The organism is Sphingobacterium sp. HSC-15S19 (assembly GCF_050433745.1).
Classification (GTDB): domain Bacteria; phylum Bacteroidota; class Bacteroidia; order Sphingobacteriales; family Sphingobacteriaceae; genus Sphingobacterium; species Sphingobacterium siyangense.
On record NZ_JBNPWQ010000001.1, the window covers coordinates 113,941 to 136,919 of the forward strand.

The 22,979-nt window shown below is 40.3% G+C and carries 20 protein-coding genes and 1 riboswitch; of the genes, 9 read left to right on the top strand and 11 right to left on the bottom strand.

Features of this window, described 5'->3' with window-relative positions; translation table 11 throughout:
• Window positions 1-97: 97 nt before the first annotated feature.
• From L1283_RS00515 to L1283_RS00525, 3 genes are all read right to left on the bottom strand, one after another.
• Window positions 98-1,045: a hypothetical protein gene (locus tag L1283_RS00515; protein WP_201638763.1), complete on the bottom strand. Its 948-nt coding sequence runs from the start codon at window positions 1,043-1,045 to the stop codon at window positions 98-100.
• 173 nt (window positions 1,046-1,218) lie between these two features.
• A complete protein-coding gene (locus tag L1283_RS00520) occupies window positions 1,219-1,755 on the bottom strand; it encodes a hypothetical protein (RefSeq protein ID WP_201638765.1) in 537 nt (178 codons plus the stop codon).
• A gap of 50 nt (window positions 1,756-1,805) precedes the next feature.
• Entirely contained in the window at window positions 1,806-2,804 is a 999-nt protein-coding gene (locus L1283_RS00525; RefSeq protein WP_201638767.1) for a hypothetical protein, read from the bottom strand.
• Between the two features lie 307 nt (window positions 2,805-3,111).
• Here L1283_RS00525 and L1283_RS00530 point away from each other — a divergent pair, with 307 nt between their 5' ends.
• Window positions 3,112-4,623 (top strand): AbiV family abortive infection protein, encoded by a 1,512-nt coding sequence (locus L1283_RS00530; protein WP_429625610.1) that lies wholly within the window; start codon window positions 3,112-3,114, stop codon window positions 4,621-4,623.
• A gap of 240 nt (window positions 4,624-4,863) precedes the next feature.
• Here L1283_RS00530 and L1283_RS00535 read toward each other — a convergent pair whose 3' ends face one another.
• Window positions 4,864-6,099, bottom strand: coding sequence for a site-specific integrase (locus L1283_RS00535; protein WP_286775123.1), 1,236 nt, complete (start codon window positions 6,097-6,099; stop codon window positions 4,864-4,866).
• Between the two features lie 436 nt (window positions 6,100-6,535).
• On the bottom strand, window positions 6,536-6,985 hold the full coding sequence (locus L1283_RS00540) for a helix-turn-helix domain-containing protein (protein WP_201638771.1): 450 nt from the start codon (window positions 6,983-6,985) through the stop codon (window positions 6,536-6,538).
• Window positions 6,986-7,661: 676 nt separating this feature from the next.
• On the opposite strand from L1283_RS00540, the gene L1283_RS00545 reads away from it, so the two are divergent.
• From L1283_RS00545 to L1283_RS00560, 4 genes are all read left to right on the top strand, one after another.
• Window positions 7,662-8,036: a hypothetical protein gene (locus L1283_RS00545; protein WP_429625611.1), complete on the top strand. Its 375-nt coding sequence runs from the start codon at window positions 7,662-7,664 to the stop codon at window positions 8,034-8,036.
• 125 nt (window positions 8,037-8,161) lie between these two features.
• A complete protein-coding gene (locus L1283_RS00550; protein ID WP_429625613.1) occupies window positions 8,162-10,309 on the top strand; it encodes a TlpA family protein disulfide reductase in 2,148 nt (715 codons plus the stop codon).
• Between the two features lie 9 nt (window positions 10,310-10,318).
• Entirely contained in the window at window positions 10,319-13,537 is a 3,219-nt protein-coding gene (locus tag L1283_RS00555) for a SusC/RagA family TonB-linked outer membrane protein (protein WP_429625614.1), read from the top strand.
• Between the two features lie 3 nt (window positions 13,538-13,540).
• On the top strand, window positions 13,541-14,893 hold the full coding sequence (locus L1283_RS00560; RefSeq protein ID WP_429625615.1) for a RagB/SusD family nutrient uptake outer membrane protein: 1,353 nt from the start codon (window positions 13,541-13,543) through the stop codon (window positions 14,891-14,893).
• A 56-nt stretch (window positions 14,894-14,949) separates the two neighbouring features.
• On the opposite strand, the gene L1283_RS00565 is transcribed toward L1283_RS00560, so the two are convergent.
• The 4 genes from L1283_RS00565 to L1283_RS00580 form a co-directional block, all read right to left on the bottom strand.
• Window positions 14,950-15,333 carry a hypothetical protein gene (locus L1283_RS00565; protein WP_429625616.1) on the bottom strand — a complete coding sequence of 128 codons (384 nt, stop codon included), beginning with the start codon at window positions 15,331-15,333 and terminating at the stop codon, window positions 14,950-14,952.
• Complete coding sequence (locus tag L1283_RS00570; RefSeq protein ID WP_429625617.1) at window positions 15,327-16,043, bottom strand: MauE/DoxX family redox-associated membrane protein; 717 nt, start codon at window positions 16,041-16,043, stop codon at window positions 15,327-15,329. The genes L1283_RS00565 and L1283_RS00570 overlap by 7 nt, the downstream gene beginning before the upstream one ends.
• Before the next feature lie 426 nt (window positions 16,044-16,469).
• Window positions 16,470-17,558, bottom strand: coding sequence for a hypothetical protein (locus L1283_RS00575; protein WP_201638785.1), 1,089 nt, complete (start codon window positions 17,556-17,558; stop codon window positions 16,470-16,472).
• Window positions 17,555-18,250: a hypothetical protein gene (locus L1283_RS00580; protein ID WP_429625618.1), complete on the bottom strand. Its 696-nt coding sequence runs from the start codon at window positions 18,248-18,250 to the stop codon at window positions 17,555-17,557. Before L1283_RS00580 ends, L1283_RS00575 begins: the two co-directional genes overlap by 4 nt.
• A gap of 316 nt (window positions 18,251-18,566) precedes the next feature.
• On the opposite strand from L1283_RS00580, the gene L1283_RS00585 reads away from it, so the two are divergent.
• Both L1283_RS00585 and L1283_RS00590 read left to right on the top strand, forming a co-directional pair.
• Window positions 18,567-19,595, top strand: a complete 1,029-nt coding sequence (locus L1283_RS00585) for a hypothetical protein (RefSeq protein WP_070567060.1) — start codon at window positions 18,567-18,569, stop codon at window positions 19,593-19,595.
• Window positions 19,596-19,626: 31 nt separating this feature from the next.
• Entirely contained in the window at window positions 19,627-19,935 is a 309-nt protein-coding gene (locus L1283_RS00590; RefSeq protein ID WP_429625619.1) for a hypothetical protein, read from the top strand.
• A 15-nt stretch (window positions 19,936-19,950) separates the two neighbouring features.
• Here L1283_RS00590 and L1283_RS00595 read toward each other — a convergent pair whose 3' ends face one another.
• On the bottom strand, window positions 19,951-20,829 hold the full coding sequence (locus L1283_RS00595) for a DKNYY domain-containing protein (RefSeq protein ID WP_201638793.1): 879 nt from the start codon (window positions 20,827-20,829) through the stop codon (window positions 19,951-19,953).
• A 331-nt stretch (window positions 20,830-21,160) separates the two neighbouring features.
• Between L1283_RS00595 and L1283_RS00600 the strand changes: the two genes are divergently transcribed.
• Window positions 21,161-21,466, top strand: a complete 306-nt coding sequence (locus L1283_RS00600) for a hypothetical protein (RefSeq protein ID WP_201638795.1) — start codon at window positions 21,161-21,163, stop codon at window positions 21,464-21,466.
• Window positions 21,467-21,498: 32 nt separating this feature from the next.
• Here the strand turns inward: L1283_RS00600 and L1283_RS00605 are convergent, their stop codons facing one another.
• A complete protein-coding gene (locus tag L1283_RS00605) occupies window positions 21,499-21,762 on the bottom strand; it encodes a 5-oxoprolinase (protein WP_070567048.1) in 264 nt (87 codons plus the stop codon).
• Window positions 21,763-21,829: 67 nt separating this feature from the next.
• Window positions 21,830-21,923, bottom strand: a riboswitch (SAM-I-IV-variant riboswitch).
• Window positions 21,924-22,133: 210 nt separating this feature from the next.
• Here L1283_RS00605 and L1283_RS00610 point away from each other — a divergent pair.
• Window positions 22,134-22,904, top strand: a complete 771-nt coding sequence (locus tag L1283_RS00610) for a DUF3050 domain-containing protein (RefSeq protein ID WP_088162597.1) — start codon at window positions 22,134-22,136, stop codon at window positions 22,902-22,904.
• The last annotated feature ends 75 nt before the right edge of the window (window positions 22,905-22,979 follow it).

Consider the following 22,979-nt stretch of genomic DNA (forward strand, 5'->3'; position numbering starts at 1 on the left):
CCGTTGCTTTACGGATGGTCATTTTTGATATGATTCCGTATTGGTTTTCAGAAAGTTAAGAAATTGTCTAGGTTTAGGTTGATTTAAAGGTTTATCGTTACAAACGTCTTTTTTTTGTTGGAACGATGTCGAAAAGCTTATTTTTTGATGGTATTTCGGCATATTTTTTCTTCAAATCTCTGAGGTCTGCCGGAAAATACCGTTTTATAGTATCGGTACTAATGGGTTGTTTGTCTTCTCGGAAGTATCGGCATATCATCTTCACCCATACCGTAGCAAATTGGGAGAAAACCAACTCACGTCCGTCCTTTAACTCCTGTTTCCTTAATTTCACAAAAAGGTCGACAACCGTTAAAACGTAGCCCTCGGGGATGTCGATGTAACCCTCGGTTTCGAGTTTTTGAGCTTCTTTGAGTTCTTTGGTAAGTTGCACCACGATTTCTTTTAACTCCTTAATTTCGCTTTCCTTTTCTGCTATAATTTCGTCTTTTGTCTTGGTGGTATTCCATTGGTCTATCGAAGCGAGATGGTCAAGGAATGCCCTTAGCTTTTTTTTCTGCTGTACGATGCTTTTGTGCTTTGATTTGGATTCCCGTTTATCGTCTGCTATTAGCTTGTTAAGTTCATCGCTCACAATTTCGTTCACGTGTCTGAAAAATTCGCTTTCGGACGCTTCTTTGTTCTCCTGCAAAAAGAACTGCAGATGGTGGTCATAGTACGCCCCAAATTCATCCTGTGTGCGTTCGTAAAGCCTTTTTAGGAAATGTAGGTCATAATGTCCTTTCCACCAAAAGAAAGGCATACCGATATCATAGATGTGTGCTTTGCCAAAGCGTGGACGTGTGCGGAAATAAGTACGGTCTTTCATGGACTTTATCTGTTGGTGAACAGATAAATATACCATATAAAGGGCCAATTGTAAAAAATAGGAAAGGTATTTCTCATTTGCTTTTTCAAGTAGCTTTTCCTGTAATTCTGTCTTTTCTATTCCCCTTTTAATAAACGCTCGTAAAGTTTCCAGTTTTCTTCTATTTCCTCTGCCCATTTATCAAATGGATTGAATATCGGTTTATAGTTGTATTGATAATTAGAGGAAAGTTGGGAAATGTCGAACTTTCTGGTGGACTATGAAGCAATATTAGGTGCAAAGATCTCTTCCAATAGGTGGCAAGCAATGAAGGTAGAAAAGGCCTATTGGATTGTGGCGGTCGCAAAACCTTAAATTGTCAAATGGTTTCTTTTCATAATCGTAAGTACTTCTCTTAAAATGCCATTGGCACTGATGAAGTTATCAATCTGCGTGTCTAACTTTACAATTTCTTTATTGCCATGAAAAAGATTGTTTCTAAATCGATACAAAATGAATAAGAGTGCTTTCAAGACCTCTTTGGGCTCAGTCTGTTGTCTTGTCAACACAGCAATGACCTGTTTTTTTGCGTTCTGATCGTTATTAGATGCTCTAAATTGTAATCCTTCAACACTATAGTTGGTGTCACCGTTTGGATTATAATATCGGTTAGAGAAATAGTCAATATAAGTAGCGAAACTCTCATTTTGGATAAGTTCTCTGTTGTTTATCTCTTCAACAATCGCTCCTATTGAATTTATGTCACAATGTTTATTACAACCAAATGTTTCAAAAATGTTCCATAGAAAAACAAAATTTCTGACACGGTCTATTTCTTCAATATGCAAGTCGATTGCATTGTCGAAGAAACTCATTGTCCAATCTAATTCATCAAAGGGCTCAATCATATTGTTATAGATTTACACGTTCAGTATATAAAATAAACATAACGAGTGTTTTAAAAAGGCAAACTATCATCGTTGTCCTCGACTTCAGAGACAGGTAGCGATGAAGGTGGGAGCGGTAAATTATTAACGATAAATAAGTTTAGAATATCTTCCCTGTCCATAAACATTATTTGACTTCGCTTGGAATTATCTAACATTCCACCGAGCCAATTCTTAGCAGCCTTTGTTATCTCACCACCCGCTACGATAAAGGCATGATCAACTAGAACTTTTTTACCAATCTCTGGATCAAATATCTCATGACCTATCATCATTAAAACTTGATTATATATTTCTGCTATATTGGCATTGCCTGATTTTGAAGTTCCTGCAGAATCTAACTTTCCTTTTTTTACTTGAATTCCAAAATATAACATATGCTGTGTGGGAAGCATAAACTTCATCCATATGTCTTTTCCATATTCCAGAGCTTTATCCTTATGTCCCGGTGCTGTGATACGATAAAACCCCAGTTGCCGAAAAAGGGGTAGCAGTACATCTTCTATCAGGGTATCTTCACTGCAAATATTGAGAAATGCTTGCAAAATCTCCCTGCGCTTTACCTCTGCTCTTGTCAGAGGTCTATGGGGATTTTCTGATGCCTTAAGAATTTTGTTAGAAGCACTATGTTTTAAATAGCACTTCCTATCCTCTGCGTAAAAAGCCTCAAAACCTTCTCTTGAAAGCACATTATTTAGCATCTCGAGCGCGTTAACTCTTCGGTTGTCTTCATTGAGAGCATCAGACGGATCCATAAGGTTTTGGATTACTCGCAAAAAAACATCGCTTGGCAAATCAGTACTACTAGTTGGTTCTGAAAGAATTGCCTTTAATGTTTCAGTAACCCAAATACCTCTTGTAGACCCATCATGTTCATATTCTGTTCCAGCATCACCAAAAAACTCTGTCAAAAACTTACTGCTGCGATAAACAAAGTAGGATTGTTCGGGGGCATAGTTACCACAGATCATATCGGCTATTTGTGTAAGGGTTCGATTTTTAAACATCATTTCAGAATCAAAAATAAGCAATACAAACTAACTGGGTAGCCAAAAAGGTAAAATACTTTTTTTAATGCTTCATATGAATAAGAGCGCTTTACACCCCCAACAAATGTTTATCAACCAATATTGCACGAACGGCCTTCGTTTGAAAACCTTTAAATTGTAATATTCAACCAGCGTTGTTTCTTCCTTTTCCTTCTCCCTAGCAGCTTAACTGGGCTGAGCAAATCAGAAAAATCCAAAACAAAAAGTGATACAGAAACTTGGAAAGAATTTATTTAGGTAACTTGCTGGCAACAACAAATAAGAGTATATGAACAGCTTAGACCATTTTATCTCTTTTAGAAAATTGTGTATTGAAAATGCACATACAGCGTTGGAATCAGCCAAAACTTTGGTTACTGCTAATCACATTGCTTACCATTTATGCACTCTATCATTAGAAGAGATTGGCAAAGCAACTATTGCTTGGTTCAACTATTGCAACGCTCAAAAATCCAATAGCGAGGATAGACTTCTAGTTATTGACGAACACGTCAAAAAAATATTTTGGGCAATATGGTGGCCATTTATGGGTCAAGAAGTACTAACTACCAAGCATTTGAATGAGAACAGATCATTTGCGAGCCATATCCATCAAAGAAGACTACAATCACTATATACCGAACTTGACGATAGCTTACCTGCCCACGAAAAGATTTCCGACGAGGAGTTGCAAACACTGCTTTCATTTGTAACAACAAGATTGGAGATGGCTAAAACAGATGAAATAACAAATAGAGAGCCTTCCGAAGAACTGACTAAGTTTATGGCTTATAGTGACAAGCCGGAGAAAAGATCATTTATTTTCGGGGAAGAAGGCCAAAAAGCTCTAATAGAAAAAGGGGATGTTAAGCTATGGGTCAAGTGGATAATTGAAAAATTCGAGAAAGAGGATTTAGAGCTAACAAAATTATTGAAGCAAGAGCTTGGGCGAAAGGCCGAATTCAATGACGAAGAAGAAAACACAAAAAAGTGGGAAATTAAAATTAAGGTGATTAGTTCTCTTCATTCCATACGACCCGCTATTCTGACTGATTATAATAAAACTTCCGAGATGTTTCAGTTAAATAAGGGAGGAGATAACAACATATTGATTATAAATGTATTACTAAGTAAACAAGTGTCTATTACGTCTTTATGGCATTATGGCTATTTTGTGTGTAGAGTCTATGTTACTTCGTTAAATATCGCTACCAACGGGGTGTTCTGGTGGAATACCAATGTTGACCTAGATAAATATTATGAAAGAATCCGCGACCTAGAATGCAATAAAAAAGTTCAGCTTGGTCTAGTCACCAACCTAAAATGGCCTGAAAGCCGGGCTCCTTTAAGCCTTCAGCATTTGCATCTAAGTGAGATCGTTAACCGATACATGTTGAAGAGCTATAATACTCACGACTTTGAACCCTTTCAGCACTATATGCATTCCCTGTCTCTTATCGCAAAAAATGATGTACATTTAAGATTCGAACTGGACATTTTTATTATTCTATTTAGATGCTATAGGAAAACCATTATCAAATACCAAAAACTAAAAAAACCAGAAGACTATGAATCAGTGGGGTTTAACCAAATCAAAGGATTATTAGCAGGGAGCGAAACATATGACCAGACGATGTCTTTGGGTAATTATTTACTAAATAATAATGTCCCCCCTGAAACTGCAGTGACAATGACACATGTACTTGCTATAAAAAATTATCTTGGAATTTATTTACTCACACTAGCCGTAAGAGATTTCAAATCTGATGATGCCGTTACACTAGTCGACCAAACCGACTGATATATTAACATGTAAAAAAGAAAATAGGCCATATCATCCAAGTGTAGATTCGTTAAGGCATCTTACCAAACTTGTAAAACTGATCGAAGAACTTGTTGAATCTCAAAAACGACTTGTTTTTCTGTTAAAGAGCATTATAAAAGAAAACAATATTGACATTTCATAAAATAGGGTAGCCCCAATTGGACTACCCTAATAAATTACACTAAATTTGATGGTTTTCGGGGAACGGAGGTCTTTTTAGCTTCCCGATGCCATGCGCTCCCTTAGGTTCTGCATATCCTCGCTTAGCTTTTGTTCCACCACTTTTGCGTAAATCTGCGTGGTTCGGATGCTCGTGTGTCCGAGCATCTTCGATACACTCTCTATTGGCACTCCATTGCTCAAAGTTACGGTAGTGGCAAACGTATGCCGTGCGATATGGAACGTAAGGTCTGTGCTTATTTCGCATATCTCCGCTATTTCCTTTAGGTAGCCGTTCATCCGCTGATTGGAGATAACGGGGAATACAGTACCGTTGCTGATTGCCCTCGGGTCATCTCGGTACTTTCCCATCAGTTCCCTTGCCTTTGGCAACAAGGGAATGCGGACACTTGTGTCCGTCTTTGCCCTACTTGTATATATCCATAGGTCGCCGTCTATGCCCGTAATGATATTATCGGGCGTGAGTTCTTCAAGGTCTATATATGCAAGTCCTGTATAGCAACTGAACAGGAACATATCCAGTACCTGTTGCAAACGCTCAACCCTAAACCGTTTCTTTTCGAGCTTGGCAAGTTCCTGCTTTGTTAGGCTTTCACGTTCCACTTTGTCATAATGTTTCCTAAACTTCGCAAACGGGTCTTTTGCAAGCCAATCCATCGTGACCGCCATGTTTACCATCTTGCGGAGACGCTCGATGTGTTTCATGATACCGTTGTTGTTCAACGGTCTATGATGGTCTTTCGGTTTGTAGTTGCGCAGATAATGTTCAAAATCGGAGATAAACGTATAGCTTAGTTCCGAAAGTGCCATGTCTGTACGGCGGTACTTTTCTTTCAGAAAGCGTTTGATATAGCTTTGCGTGGTATAATAGTTCTTCATCGTACCGTGTGCAAGTTTGCTCCCCTGCTCATTATTATGGTACTCCATTAGACCGCCGAGCGTTGGCTCTGATTTTGAAGCCCCCGTTACACGCTCACGGATGACCGCACCGTCTACCGTACTGCCCGATAATACCAATTCTTGGTAGGCATCAATGATTTTTGCCTTGAAGCGGTCAAGAAAGCGGTTAAGTTCTGCCGTCTCTTGACGGCTTCCCTTTGCCAAGCCTTTCTTTACATCCCATCCCGATAAGGCAATGGAACGTTTGACGGATATTTCCGTACGTTTTCCGTTCACTGTTACCCTCGCATAGATGGGAGTCGTTCCCTGCGTTGTTGTTTTCTGTTTCTTGAGGTAAAAGATAACCCCGAATGTGCAATGCTGTGTGTTCATATCAACTAATTTTAATGGTTGCATATCCGTGTTTTGGTGCTATCTGATTTGGTTTGATATGAAAAGGGGGCACCAATCGGCAAAAACCTTGTATCAAACAGGTACAAAAAGCATCAAAACAAACAACTACAATAAACTGATTTTTAGACATTTGAGTCATTTCTGGTGACCCAAAATTAGGAATAGAAAATGGGTAACCGAATAGGTCACCTTTTCTTTGGTTTTACTTGAACAGATTGGGGTAAGAAAAAAAGAAAAACCCCTCTAATCATACGATTAGAGGGGTTTTGACCGCCTTTGTAGGCTTCTCAGTCGGGGTGTCAGGTTTCGAACCTACCACTTCGTCGTCCCGAACGAAGCACGAGGCTACCGAGCTATGCTACATGTCTTTCGATATCTCAATAGCTCGTTTAAAATACCTCCTTATAATAGCGGATCAATTTTCACCCTTCAACCTCTTCACCTCTTCCGTCAAATCAGCAACAACTTTGGTCAAATCCAAGATAGCTTTAGTTTTAACTTCATCATCGTGAATGAGTTTTTCTAAAAGCGACGTTAATTTGGGAGTTTCATTAAATATTGGTTGATGGTTTTGATGTGCGACGGCATGATCTTTAAAATCATGATTGTGTTGAATATTATAGATAGCGTTATCATCATTAAAATTTTTGATGAATTCGACAGTGACACCTAGTGCTGTAGCTAATTCTTCAAGGGTAGGTTCCTCAATAACGATTTGACTTTCGAGATCTGATATTTTCTGTTGAGAAAAATTACTTGGACACATTTTACCTAACGCATCCTGCTTAATTCCTTGCATCCTACGAAGCTTTGCCACAACTTCACCTTGTTTAATTTTTCTTTCATCTTGAAATGCAACACTCATAATTACCTGATTAAAATAAATCCGTAAAATACGGGTAAGTTACCCGTTTGTTACCAAAATCAAATTCGGTACCTTTGATATAAAGATACGATTATTTGTCAATAAAAACTGCTTTAATAATATTTAAAGCCACTTTTGGGATGAATTATTTGTCTTTAGCATATTAAAACAATACATTTGCATCATCTTAATAGGTGGATGCACTTATGAGTCTTGTTAACGAAACCTGAGAAATTTCAAATGGAACAAGGCGATAAGTGGATCAAGCGCCCGTCGGTAATGGCGTGGCGTCCCGCTTACTCGTTCCATGGGCTTCTCAGGGCCTCGTTAACAGTGGGTTGGATGTCGCGCCATTGCCGTCTCTAATACCTACTAAAAAAGACTCGTTTTTATAAATCAAACGAGTTATGAACAAAAAACAAAGATCAAAGAACATCATCACAGCCCCCGAGTAGCTCGGCTGGTTTGGCCAAATTAGATTTGGCTTCTCTTTGCCATGGAACGCGTAACGCCAATATTATACACCTGTGTGACCCCTCAATCAAACGCGCTCTGGCTCCCAGAATGAATTAATTATTACTAATGTGAACTGAGTAACATCAGGCTCCCAATAAAAAGCTGATTTCGATCGGAGAGGGGATGCTATGTACTTTCGGTTACGAAGACTTACTGAAAAATGAACAGGATTTTAGCACTACAATTTGCTTTTGACTGGATGATTTATGATGTCCATAAGGTCGATTACACCCCTATAAAGGAGATTGAGGCATTCTGGAATCATTATGCCTTAGATGCTATTTCTGCTAATATACTGCAACTATTGAGCACGTATCTTGATGGTGGCTCAGGAGAGAATAGGCTCCTGAAAGATGAGGAAATGCAGGAATTTGCAACTGCATTGTATCGCGTATTGATCGCCTACAATGTCGCCAATTATCGCCATATAGACCTGCGTAAAATGCAACTTTCAGCAGAAGCTGAAGAGCGCATCGGAAAAGAGCTAGAATTGAGCAAAAAGGTCGCGGAGTTTTTCAGTAGGTTATCAAAGTAACCACTGACAAAAAAATAATGAATATCCTGAAATTTTTAGCCTTATTAAAGGGCTATATAACCTATATATTTCAAGTACCTGTGAAGCACTACTTAAGCACAGATATAGTACTAATTACGCAAAATTTGCGTAAGAAAATTAGACAAGGAAAAACGTACTTTAAAGGTCCCTCGATCCTGCTAAAAAAGCGCTGTACGATTAGCGCTCAGAAACTTCTAAAAAAAGCAGATTCTTCGGGCAGCCTTCGGGTTTTGTTCGAGGATCGTTCGACACTGCGTCGTATCAGCGTCGCCTCATCTTCGGGAATGCTTCGACTGTTGTTCGACTGCGCTTCGGGTAGGAGTCGAAGCGTACTCGAAGCCCTGCCGAAGCCGAGTCGAAGAGCTCCCGAACATGTCTCGACCATGTCCCGAAGAAGTCTCGAAGCTGAGCCGAAGGCCAGCCGAAGAGAGGAAAAGGTATCACCTTCTTCGGACTTTTGCCTGACCAACTTCGCCCCAACTTCTGCCTTTCATGCTATTGGTATTGAGTTTTCATCGGGATCTCATCGGGTTACACCGATCAAAACCCGATGCAGACTCGATGAAAATCCGATGAAATGTAAAAATTCGGCAGGAATTAATCTGGTAATGGTCGACTATAGCTTGGCACAAGAAACACACAAGCTTGACTATAGCGCGACCCTAGGTTCACCCTTGCTAAGCCCTTGTTATACACAAGGACAACTAAACGATTGCACAAGACCCACACAACAAAAGCAAGCTTTTCAGCAGGTGGGAAATGCTAGATTGACTTATGAAGTAGAATCTGAACGATCTGTTTTATGGTTCTTTAAGTCGATCTGCAAGGCTTTGGTGTTGCGAGCCAATACTTTGCTTGGATCAATAGGTTTAGTTGTTCAGCAGGCTTTAAAATGTTTTTTATTTGTTGCAGATTATAAGCGTGCGCATCGCATGGTTTTGTCATGCTTGTTTTTATGTTTAGTTTCTATGTTTAGTTTATCGGCTCAGACGCCCCGCAAGGACAGCGGGACCGATGGGCTCTCCAATCTTGTTGCGCTAAAGCCGGGCGATAAGGTTCCAGATGCGGTATGGAACCAGTCGCTTGAACTCCATTATTTTAATGGGAAAAAGAAAACAATCAAGTTCGCTGATCTGAAAGGGAAGCTGATCTTTTTAGACTTCTGGTCAACAGGTTGTCCGAGCTGCATTGAAGGTATTCCTAAAATGGAATGGATACAGCAGCGTTTTCCGGCTAACATACAGGTTATAATGGTCAATAGTAAGCGGAATAAAGATACAGCAAAACGGATAAAGACAAGATTTGAGAAATTTAAAGCTGATTTTAATTTTACGCCCTCTCTACCCACAGTATTAGATGATACCATATTTACCGCATTGTTTGCGCATAATACCCTACCTGCATTGGCGGTAGTTGATACATATGGTGTCTTTATTGCCATGACCAGCTCGCATTCTTTGACGGACAAAAATATTCAGGCTTTGCTGGATGGAAATGCCGTGTTAAAGAACGAAGGCAATTATAAAAACCTCACTCGAAGTGCTGCTGAACCGCTACTGGATACTGTGGGGGTGCATTACATTTCTGCATTTGGAGGATATAGGGAACATTACCTGCCTGTTTACCCGAATCTGAATCATAAGAATGGGACAACGTTCCTTCAAATGGGCAATCAGAGTCTACAGTTTATGCTCTTTCAAGCCTATGGGCAGGCGCTCAAAGGATTCCGACAAAATGATCTGGTCATAGATGCTCGTCTCGGTAGACAATTCAAAGAAAAGTTGTTGAATGTAAATAGCACCCAAAATAAGTATTGGTATCAGTTTTATACCGATGACTCGGTATCCAGCTCACAATTTGCGGATATTTTTTATCGAGAATTTCAGAACTATTTTAAAATTGCTGTTGCGCGTAAAAGCGACAGCATCGAACTGTATAAAATACGATTCTCCGATAAGATCAAAAACATTCTTACCAGTGGAAAGGCTTCAATTGCACGGTTTCAAGGGATAGGTGAAGAGGCTTTCTATCAGAATATCCCTATCGGTCTGTTTCTGCAGAATCTCTTTTATGCTTTTGATCTTCCGACTGAACTGCAAGAGAAGGAAAATTTTAATATCGATATCACCATACCTGCTGGCTTTGTCCGGTGGACAGAACAAGAAAAGTTAACTTTTCTGAACGAAAGAGGGATAGTGTTTAGTGCTGTGAAAGAATACAGAACTTATCCTTTAGTTTATCCAATCTACTAGTCCGAAGTAATGAAAGTTGGATTATTAACGCTGCTATGCAGCGTAAGCATCTTGCTGGGCAAGGCTCAGCAGATGCAACGGATGGAGATTAAAGGACGCATACTAAATAGTACGGATAGATCTCCTGTGCCGAATGCCAACATTCGCGTGATGAATAAACAGCAGGTAACGCGTACTGATGACAAGGGGCAGTTTGCTTTAATTGGTGTTGTCGATAGGGACTCGTTGACAGTCAGTTTGGTGGGATATCACGGCCGCACTGTGGCCGGAGGTTATTTTAGAGATAATGCAGTGATATTGCTTCAAAAGGAAGAAAACTATTTGCAGGAGGTACAGGTGAATACCGGCTATCAGACACTTCGGGCAAACGAAGTCACGGGGGCTATAAATGTAATTTCCCGAAAAATGTTGGATCAGCAGGTAGGGACCAATATCCTGCAGCGTCTTAACAATGTTGTACCCGCTATTCGCTTTGACAATCAGCCGATCAAAAATGCTATGCAGCAGAAGCTAAATGTTTCTGTTCGGGGACTAAGTACCATTAACGGTAATCTTGATCCTTTAATTGTGCTGGACGGGTTTATCTATGAGGGTGATATTACCAACATAGACCCCGCGATGATCGAGTCGGCTACGGTTTTGAAAGATGCTGCGGCGAGTGCTATATGGGGCGCCCGGGCAGGAAATGGTGTAATTGTACTGACCACCAAGAAAGGTATGATAGGGACAAATACCCGCAATAAAATTACGTTTGGAAGTACGATGATCTTTAAAGATCGCCCAAATCTGTCGCAGCTATATCAGGTTCCGAATGCTGATTTTATAGCTATTGAAAAGATGCTGTTCGATGGGGGACATTATGATGTTTTTCTACAATCATTTCCTTATGTAGCAATGACCCCCGTAATTGATATTTTGGACCGTACAAAAAATGGAAAGATTTCGTCATTGGACTCCGCAGAAGCAATCAATAACCTCTTGGCGCAGGACGGTTTGAAGAATTATTCAGACGCTTTTTATAGATCACCGATGTCCATGCAGTATAATTTGCATATCGCCGGTGGCAATGCAAAAAGCAGTTATGGGTTAGGATTAGGCTACACGAAAACAACAACTGAATTGGATAGCCGAAATAGAAAATGGAATCTGCTATTTTCAAATAGTTATCGTCCGATCGCAAACCTGCAGGTCGATCTGAATGTGAACTATACCGATCATAGGGATCAATCGGGGAGACCTGATTATTCCAGCCTGAGCTATGGTAGCAAATCGGTTCCCTATATGCAGTTCTTTGATAATAACGGTAAGGAAATATCGTTTGACGGGGATTTTAGAAGGTCGTATCTCGACCAGAATTTTGGTGCTTATTATTTAGACTGGTCTTACTATCCGCTGTCGGAATATAACTATTCGAAGACTACCAAAAACTTGACTGAGCTCTTTGCATCGGCCGGTATATCTTATCAGATCTTGCCCTACCTCAAGTTAACCGCTTCAGGACAATATCAAAAGCAGGCTTCCAAGAGTGAGTTTTTAAGTGAAATGGAAAGTTATAGTGCTCGACTGTTGATCAATAAATTTACACAGGTGGATCCGGTGACTGGAAAAGTAAGCTATCCGGTGCCGCGTGCGGGAATTAATAAAATTGGTGAAAGTGAGGGGCAGTCGTACACCGTGCGTAGTCAGCTCAATTTAGATCAACGATTGAGTGCGCACCACTTAATTGGCATCGTTGGTGCGGAGATGCGGCAGAATACGCAGCGTGGAGGAGCCTATACTGTGTATGGATACAACAGTATCCCCCTGACTTCGCAGGCTGTTGACTTTATAAACCTTTACCGCACGAGTCCCGACGCACTATTACAAACAATAGTGGGAAGTCCGGATTTCACAAAAACGGTCAATAGGTTTGTTTCAACATACATCAATTTTTCTGATATATGGAAGGAGAAATATGGCATTTCTTTCAGTTTTAGGCAGGATGGAGCCAATATATTTGGAGCCAATACAAATGATAAATGGTCACCACTATGGTCTGTGGGTGGTTTTTGGGATCTCGGCAAAGAGCAATTTATGGAGCTGCCTTGGTTGGATAATCTCAAGCTCAGAGCCACATTTGGTTACAGTGGTAACGTTGATCTGACCAGGACGCCCGAACCCATTGCAAATATCGAGACAGCACGATATACGAATTACCCCATGTTGAGTATCCGAAACCTAAATGATCCTTCACTCCGATGGGAGAAGGTCGGAACTTTCAATCTAGGAGTGGATTATGCGTTACTTAAAAACCGGATCTCAGGCAGTGTTGACTATTATGTGAAAAATGGAAAAGACCTGTATGGTACCACAGATTATGATTATACAACATGGGGAGCACAGGCAACAGTGGTTAAAAATGTCGGCGCCATGCGTGGTCATGGACTCGATCTGGCTCTGAATAGTATTAATACAATAAATAGGCTCAAATGGAGTACGAGTCTGGTAGTAGGCCTGAATAAGAACAAAACGACCGCATATTATAGAAGTGTGAACCAAGGGCTCGGCAATTTTCTCGGTAATGGCAATGGTATCACGCCGATAGTAGGACGACCTTTAAATGCAATAGCGGCTTATCGATGGGCTGGACTGAATGAAAAGGGGCAGCCACAGGGATACCTGAACGGTGAAGTCAGCACAGAATATCTCAAGATCAGAAATGCGTCTCTACAAAACGCTTCGGATTCAGAAAGTATTGTCTTTATTGGTTCCTCCAAACCCCAGCTGTTTGGCAATCTCATCAATACTTTTGCGTGGAAAGCATTTTCGATGTCTTTTAACATGAGCTTTAAAGCTGATTATTATTTTCAAAAGCCGTCCACGTCTTACTACTCACTCTTCGAGCAGGGTGTGGCTTATCCCGATTTTGAAAATCGCTGGATGAAGCCTGGCGATGAAAAGCAGACCAGCATGCCTAAAATGGAGTATCCGATAAATGATAATCTCAGTGCTTTTTATACCCAATCAGAAATCCAGATACTTAAAGGAGACCATATCCGCTTGGAATATATTAATGCCGCCTGGGAACATAGGGTACCTGGCAAGAACGAAATGAAATTTAGGCTGTATGGAAATATTGCTAACCTAGGTGTAATCTGGAAAGCTAATAGGCAACATATTGATCCTGAATTTGCATATCGTCTAACCCCTCCAAAAACATTTTCATTGGGAATTCAAATAGATTATTAAGAGATGAAAACAATAATTATAAGTATAACCCTGGGCTTTGCTACACTAATTTTCGGGGCTTGTGATAAATATTTGGATGTACAATCCAATAATAAATTGGTTGTACCCAAAGAACTGGATGACTTACAGAAACTACTGGACAATGTACGTGTAATGAACAATAATTTTTGTTCACGTGGTGAAAAGGCCTGCGATGATTATTATGTTCCTGAAAACAATTATAAAGGATTGAATGACATGGAGAAGCTGGATTATATCTGGGAGGACTCCCAATATAATTTTTCCAATGATTGGTCGAGCATGTACAATGTTGTATATATAGCTAATCTCGTATTGGAGCGTCTTGATAAAATTGATAGAAATGAACAGAATGCTGCAAAATGGGATGGTATTAAAGGCGTTGCCCTATTTTTTCGTGCGAATAGTTATCTCAGTTTGTTGTGGACTTATGCCAAAGGCTTTCAGCAGAATACCGCTGAGACGGATCTAGGTATTGTTCTTCGGGAAACATCGGATTTTAATGTAAAATCTGTACGGGCCTCCGTGGAGGATAGTTATAAAAAAGTGATCGCAGATCTGGAAACTTCGATTTCGCTTCTGCCATTGGAATCGGATCATGTGGTGCAGCCAAGTAAGCCAGCCGTATATGGGGTTTTGGCAAGAGCCCACCTGTCGATGCGTCAATATGATCTAGCATTAAAATACGCCGACCTTTATTTGCAACGACGAAATGAGCTTCTTGATTACAATAACAGCAATGAGGTGAAATTGACGGCCGCTTTTCCCTTTAGTTTATTCAATAAAGAGACTACATTCTATATGGAACTGAAGGCAACCATATTGACCAATGCGTATTCGAATATTGATTCTACGCTGTATCGTTCTTATGACCCTAATGATCTGCGGAAGCAGGCTTATTTTAAATTGGCAGCTAACACAGTTAATTTTAAGGGGCAATACTCGGGAAGTACGCTTTTATTTGGCGGCGTGGCCACAGATGAAATGTATCTGGTCCGAGCGGAATGCCTGGCGCGGGCGGGCAAGTTGGTGGAAGCGCAAGCAGATCTTAATAAACTTTTGGCGACGCGATATAAATCAGGAACCTATAAACCTTATCTTTTGACGGAGGCGGGGGAGGTGCTGAAAGTGATATTAAGCGAAAGACGGAAAGAGCTGGTCTATCGAGGGCTGAGGTGGATGGATATCAAACGATTAAATCTGGAAGGGCAGGAGATCGTCTTAAAAAGAGTAGTCGATGGGAAAGAATACAGGCTTTTGCCCAACGAAAACCGGTATGCATTACCTCTGCCGGCAGATATTGTGAGGATAGCAGGAATTCCTCAAAATCCACGTTAATTTACGATAATAGTGGCCCTGTATAGGGCCACTATTAATTGATGCAAGTCGAATCTCTAATTTCGATTAATCGGATTAAACTGCATAGGGCTATACCCAGGTTCCAACGAAGGAATGTATCCAGAGCTGGTAGAAGTTGCTTCGATTGCTATTTTGCTCGAGTCGAAAGATGTTCCAGAACTGTTAAGGTCTGTTGGATCAACTTGAACTGCACAAGCGAGCTCATCTTGGTTATTACAACTTTTGCCATTAGGAGATGTATCCCATTTCGACAAATTCTCTACCTCATTGGGAATTGTTGGATTCCCATGAAAATACACTGTCACAGGATCTAAACTTTTTCCTGCATAAGCTTCAGCACCTTTAAATGCTGAGAATCCGATAATCATGGCTCCGCCTAATATCATGTAGCCATAATTGTTTAAAAATTTGGTTAGCATAATGCTACCCTCCTTTCTGTATTGCAAACTGGTAATTGATTAGTAAAGCTGCCAGTTTGCAAACTTTTGGTAAATAATTGTCGGTATGGTCCTGTGTACCGATCGTATGTAGATACCAGCAGACCTTTTACATTGCTGCTGGCAGTATTGGGCTCCCAATAGTCGTAAATGCTATCTGGTGCGTACCAAATATCCTTTGACTTCGTATAGTGGATATTACAGTAACTGATGGCTCCCGTTGCCATAAAGCCTATCAGTAATAATGCGATATTTGTTCGGCCTGTTAGTGCACGCTCGCCGTAGTTGATCGTCTTACGGTGCAATCGCCATCCGGTTATCGATAGGCCAAGAATAATGAGATTAAAGATCAAATGTGCTGTCCAGGAAATATTGCTCAAAAAACTGGTACACATGCAAGGTTTCTTGTCATATACATTGAGGATGCCAAGACCGATATAGATACTAAAAGCTATAATAAGTATGGTCGAAACTTTCCATCCCCGGGAGCACAACCTCGCTGATGGTATCGCTAGCAATACGCCAACACCAATTTCCATAAGCGGAAGTAGCCAAAAGAGTATTGGAGCCAGAGAACTGATCACTGGCTGCTGCTCCAGGGCAATCTTGAATGCCCCAAGCTGCCAGAGTTTCTCCATCCCCACATAAACCCAAAAAAGTATCATTGCTGCACGGATGATCTTGTATATCATGTTGCTTTTTTTATTCCTTTCCATAACTTTAATTATTTAGATCATGGTATTTATTATTGCCTACCGCTGTTTTACTATTTTTCGTCGTTTCAAAAACAGGGCGCCGTATTTGCCCATACAATTGGATACAGCGGCCTGCCTGAGCGTCAGCTTCTACTTTCTCGTACGCTGTAAAACAAAGGTAGTATGGAAAATAGGCCGGAGCAGGTGTAGCGAAATGGTTAAGTTGGAAAGTGCACCTGCCTCTATTGGATTTAAATAACGACTGGGATGTAATGAAGATGTATTATGCGATAAAAAGATCAGCAGAGGATTCTTGGTAAAACCGTTGATTTTTGGCGTCTTAAGGCTTGTTTTGATAGATAGAACGAATATGATGAGGGGGTGTAGCGATGGCATACCCCCTGTTTTTTAAATTTTTATGTTTTATTTATTTAAGTCAGGAAACTGTCTATTCAGTTCGTCAAGCATCGTATTCAATACTTTGCGGATACGGAGCGCTGTATGAAATTCGGCACTTTTGTCCATTCGGATCAGGCTATGTGCAGAAAGTAAGGTGCCTTCCCTCGTTTTGACAAGCCTGGAAAACACCTCGGCAACTTCTTTTTTCTCTGACGACCACATAATATTCGCTTTGACAGATATATGCATCCAAAGTTTGAGCTCTTTGCCATTAAAATTGCTTTGAATAAATTGTTGGGGATAATCCTGCATTGTTGCTGATGGAGAGATTTTTTCATCCTCCATGTACCCGCGCATCAACTTGAGCAAGCTCCTACGGTTGCTATCATATGCAAAGTCCGGGATACAGGAGAAGTGTTTGGGGAAGCGTAACAAGGCATCCATAAAGGATGGGTCTGAATTGTAAAGTTCTTTCCAGCGATTGAAGAAGCCCATGTGGTTAAAATTGAAATTGACCATCAGAATCAAAAAGCGGTAATGCCAGTTTTTACTCTGGCGCTTGTCTTCAGCCAATTGGCAAAGTGATTCGATCATTTTGGTTAGGTAGTTCTGATGTCGGTATTGAATATAGGGAATCTTGCCATTTTCAAATAGGCTGTCCATACCCGAAAGGATCTCGGTGAGATAGGCTTTAGGTATGCTTTTCTGAGCCAACTTATCCAGAATATAGGGCATATGTTCGTATACATATTCATGCAGCTTCAGATGATAATGCTCCGGCAGCGGCGTATAGGGATCAATATCTTTTTTAAAGAGCTGTTCGATTCGCTCAAGTAATTCTTCTAGGGCAAATAGCGCTGCAGAACTCACAATTTTACGTACGTTACAGAAGCTATACAACAAAGAGTGTAGCCGCAACAATTGAGTATGGTAGATTTGGATAGCCTGACGTGCATTATTTACCTGAATAATCTCCCGATGGGCTTGTAGTGCCAATGCAAAATTAGTATTGCAGGCCTCGGCGATCTCACCCAAACGGTTTGGAATATCTTTGTTATCAAGATAAACCAAAGCTTCTATGAGCGTTGTCAGCTTCTGTAAACTTACGATCATCTGTACCTCCTTTTGATATCTTTATGGTACCACGGCCAGCCAAATCTCCCGGGATGCATCTGAAGTATGAGTGAATCTCCTTCGTTGGTCTGTTCATGTAGTTGGGGATTGACATTAATCGAAACTTTTTCTTCCTGACCTTCATAATTGAACGAAAACCATAGTTCGTATAAGTCACAGCAAGCAGGGCATTTCTGGATAACAATGGCGGGTATCCGTACAGCTTTTGCATTTGGGATATGCTGGCAATTAACCATGATCAGCAGCATACGGATATACCAGGCACATGCAATGATCATGATGGGAAATTGGATCCCATAAAGTTTGAAAATGTCTGTCTTTCTCCAGAAAAACAGATTTGCCATCGTGCAGATGATAAAGGCTGTCGGTATGCCCTTTTTTACAGCTGTCCAAAAGGGTTGTGAGCTGATCAGCAGCTGGTAGGGAAGGCGGTCAAATAGTGCTATGCTGCTGACCTGAATACAGACAAAAAAGATAACGAAAAGCTGCATGACGCGTTCTTGGCCACGCATTTCCAGAAATGGGATAAGAATGATCATTGCCCCGATGCTATAGACGCGTTCGCTATGTGACCGGGCCCAGAAAATCCCATATAAGGTAATCAGTACAGCAATTGCAATAAATACATAATTGCGGCTAAATAGCAGTCTAAATTTCTTTATCGTCCTCATGATTTATGGTTTAATAATCAGTGAAGTTTTACGCTATAAATTTACCCACTATAGCATGAAATTTCAGTGAATATCCCAACCATTTCAATGAAGGTCAATTTTTTACAATGAGGGCTAATTTCTTGACAGCGAAATAGGATTTTCTAGCAACAAAGAATTAAATTTTTCATCCAGCAGGGGAATTATTTGAACCGTAAAACGATGCAAAAGCATTGATTTAAGTTAGTTGGACATCGTTTAATAAATAATTGGCTAAATTTATATAACAAAAATAAGTATGTAAATTTTAATAGCGTTATTAAAATGTCGTCTGTACATGAAAAGTTTTAGCAAAAATAGATATCAGGATAATAGAACATTGACGGTGCAGTATCCCGATGGGATCTGGCAGTTGATTGCATCTTTCATTTTTGGAGGATTCTGTTGGTATCTGGGCTATCGGGGCGCCTTGGCGGAATGGCTTTTAGACTGGCCGGTAACCTATAGCTATCTATTTTTTGTATTGATGGTAGCGATTATTTTCTTTTATATACGATTGGTTATCGTAATATTAGACAAAAAGCAGAACTGGCTGGTTAACCCCGAAAAACGCGCCGGTATGCAATTATTTTTTTGCTGCATACTTCCGACGCTTTTATTGTTCTGGATCATTGGCCCCGATCCACAGGCGAAGGATGAATGGCTGCTGTTTCCTTTAATGGTCATATTTAGCGGTATTCTGGTCCTGAACATGTCCTATACAGTTTATTTCTACGTCGCTGTTTACCACAGGCAAAAAATATTGATTTTAGAACAGAAAGAAACTATCCTGCAGCAGGAATCAAGAACGATAGATCTCCAGGAGCAGATTGAGCTGCTTTCTCCGGGCATCGAAGAGCTGAAAGAGATCCTGGAAACAGCAGGGGAAGATAGAGATGTGGATGCAATGGATGAAATAGACTTAGCTCTGTTAAGATCCATGGATCTGGAACAGGAAGTATTCCTGCTCAATAATAAAATCTTGTCCCAAAAGATATCCTATAAGGATATCGGGATTTTTACTTATAAAAATGGTATAGTCAGCCTTTATTTAAGAACTGCGATGGACGAAAATCTGACTTGTGGCGAGCAGCGCAGCTTAAAGGAAGTTGTCAATAGCACGAAGGGATTTGTACAAAAGATAGACCGGGATAAGGCTATACCTTTGGATATGATCCAAGCTTGCCTGCAACTGAAACGGGGCCGATTGCGTATCCTGCTCAAAATCCCTTTTGAGGGAAGGTATAATTTTGAGGTATCCGATAAAATTGCAAAACATATCAGAGAATGGGTCATGATGCAGGTGCCAATAGAAAAGGAGCAATAAAATTGAATAGATGAACTTTAATAGATAGATTATGGAAAAAGTAAGGGACAATACCTGGAAATGCCGAGCTACTGGTAAAGTTGGATTTCCTTCTTTAATTGAGGCGCAATGGGCAATGCTTCACTTTAAGTTCAGATCCCGGATGAAAAACAAACTGGATGGTAAACGTATCAAACACAGGATGGGTAAAGATGCCTGCAAAAGGGCTTATTATTGTAAGTTCTGTAAAGGTTACCATATTACCACTTGGGAAAAAGGTCACTTTAATAATTATAAGGCCAAAGCTGAATCCTGGGAGATACCGAAAGTATTAGGAAATTGGAATTTTTCGATAGAATAATCCCGTCGTCTATTTTCAATTATCCAATTTTTTACCTTTATAAAACTTGCTCCATGCATCTCCCGCATAGCCGTTATCCAAATATTCAAAGGTGGAAGCACTCGCCCCTTTCAACTCTTGGCCGCGATAGAAAACCGTCCAGGAGTCTTTTGCATACCCTCCTCCAAGTGCTTTAAAGGTGGATGCCGAAGCGCCGGTAACTTTTATTCCCTGATAGTAAACTGCCCAAGCGTCTTTGGCATAGCCATCACCCATGTATTCAAAGGTTGAAGCAGAAGCCCCTTCCACTTTCTTATTTTTATAAAACACAGACCAGCTGTCTTTGGCGTATTGACCGCCAAGAGGCTGTGTGGTAGGATCAGCAAATCTATCGTTCTTTTCGCCCCTATAATAGCTGTTCCAATTATCTTTCGCATACCCCCGACCGAGATTTTCAAAGCTCGAAGCGTTTGCCCCATTAATTTCCTTGCCTAAATAGTAGACTTTCCACGCGTCTTTGCTGTAACCACTTCCCAGTGTCTTGAAGGTAGAAATTGTTACGTTTGACAATGGCTTGCCATAAAAGTAAACTTTCCAGGCATCGCTAGCATAACCGTCTCCAAGAAATTGGAAAGTAGATGGGCTGCCATCAGTTAGTATTGACCCCCGAAAATATACCTTCCAGCTATCCTTGGCGTAACCCGAACCTAAAAATTGAAACGAACTAGCATTGGCGTTTGGAATTTCTTTGCCACGATAATAAATGCGTGATCCGATTTTGCTGTAACCATCACCCAGATGTTCCTGAAAGAAAAAAGTAGCAGGATTAGCATGCGCTAATTTAGCGCACATCGCAGGTGTGGCAGTAGCTAATATAAAAAGAACTAGGATGGTTTTAAACGTAAATTTTGACATTATATAGGGCATCGGGTTAAATTTGAAAACAAATAATCATGTTTTCTCTTTTTAATGAGACCCCGTAATCATAATAAAGTTTAGTCATCAATTAATTATTTATTTCTTGGAACTATTGCGGTTGAAAATAGAAGGGTCATTGTATCGCATGCTAATTTCTTCAACTAAATTACAACTTTTTAAGCGCTCAGGCTGCAGTGGATAGAGATAACAGTTTTCATGAAATTGGCGACCGCGAGGAAAGGAGATTGTCCTGTCAGATCTTTGTCAATACGCACTGTAAAAGTCTAAAAATTTGGTCAAGTCGTATTTTTTTTGTATATTGCTGGTTATGAGTTTTAAAGAAAAATTAGAGAACTGGCGCACGTCAATCAATCGCGCCGGTAGTGGTGAGGAATTGTATATTTTGCTTTTGAACTACAAAAAGTTTATCAACAAAAATTGGATGGACGATTTTGGCGACCCGGGCAACTGGAAATCGGAATTAAATCAGGTCATCAGCAAAGTAAGAAAGAAAGTGAATGTGGCAGAAATTCAAAATTGCGGCGATCTCTCGTCCTACAAAGACGACGCTCGACAAACAGCCCATTCGCTCAATCATACATTAAGATATCACCACTCATTGACGAAAGAGTAGGCTAGGCCTACTCTTTTTGCGTTTATAGGGCTTTACTGTAAAGGAATCAGGACATTCTGTTCCAAGCGTACAGGGACATGCTTCACCGAGGTAAAACCGTCTTCCTTGGAAATGATGTTGGAAAGATCCAGTCCTCTTTTGGAGAACGTACTGATCAAAGCTGTTCTAAAGGTTGCCTTGGCTGAACCCCAGCCTTGTCCTAAGATGGTGTCGTTGTTGAGCTGGATCAGTTCATCTGTTGAATAATAACTGAATTTTTCCAGTAAGTGTTGGTAAAGATTTGTTGTAGTAGCCATACAATTTAAAAATTTAAAGGATTAAACCATAAACTGTATCCAGATCTTGTTGGGGAAAATAATCGTTCTGTGACGTTTATTTTGGTCGAAACCCGTATTAATTTACCACCGCGGTGCCTGCACTCGGTTGGTATTGCATCATGCAATTCTGAATACTCTACAAATATAGTAGATTATTTTTTATAATAAAAAATATTTTTGTTTTTAAGGGTAAATGAGCGCTAACAACAGGAATAGGGAGGTCAAAAGCGAGGCGCGTTGTTGGCTGTGATTTGGTTATGAAGCGGATAGCTGGGCGAAAAATTTATCATGTTACTGTAATCTCATCGAAAATACTTTTAAAAACAGAGATAAGACAATACTTTTGCGCCATGAATAGAATTGCGGAAATTAACGAATACATTGCTGCCGAACGCGAGGTATTATTGCAACACCCTTTGTATCGTAAGATCAAAACGATCAAGAATCTACGTTCTTTTACAGAAGGGCATGTGTACGCTGTATGGGATTTTATGTCTTTACTAAAAGCTTTACAGATTAAATTGACCTGTACGACTTTACCTTGGTTTGCGAGTGAGCATCCATCAACACGCTATCTAATCAACGAAATTGTATTGGCTGAGGAGTCGGATGAATACATTGATGGCCGCCGTTTGAGCCACTTTGAGATGTATCTGGACGCCATGGATGCCATGGGTGCCGACCTTCATCTGGTCAACAAATTTATTGCTCAAGCCAAAAAATCGAACAACATATTCGATGTCATTGCAACAACCACATTGGACAAGCGGATCAAAGACTTTTTGAATTTTACATTCGAAGTGATTGCTGAGGGCGAGGTGCATAAAATTGCTGCAGCCTTTACGTTCGGACGTGAAGACCTTATTCCGGGAATGTTTACCTCTATTTTGGAAGAGATTAAAACAAACTTTCCTACAGCCAATCTGGATAGCTTTATTTATTATTTTCAACGCCATATTGATCTTGACGGCGATGAGCATGGACCGTTGGCGATGCAGATGATCACAGATCTTGCCAAGGACGATGAGGTTAAATGGACGGAAATGAAAGAGATCAGTAAAATTGCGCTACAAAAAAGAATCCAGCTGTGGAATGCAATAGAAGATTCCTTATACGGATAATCTATTATTATACCATCGAGAAAGGCCTTTCAAATCACGATTTGAAAGGCCTTTTTTATGTGCTGTAAAAAAGGA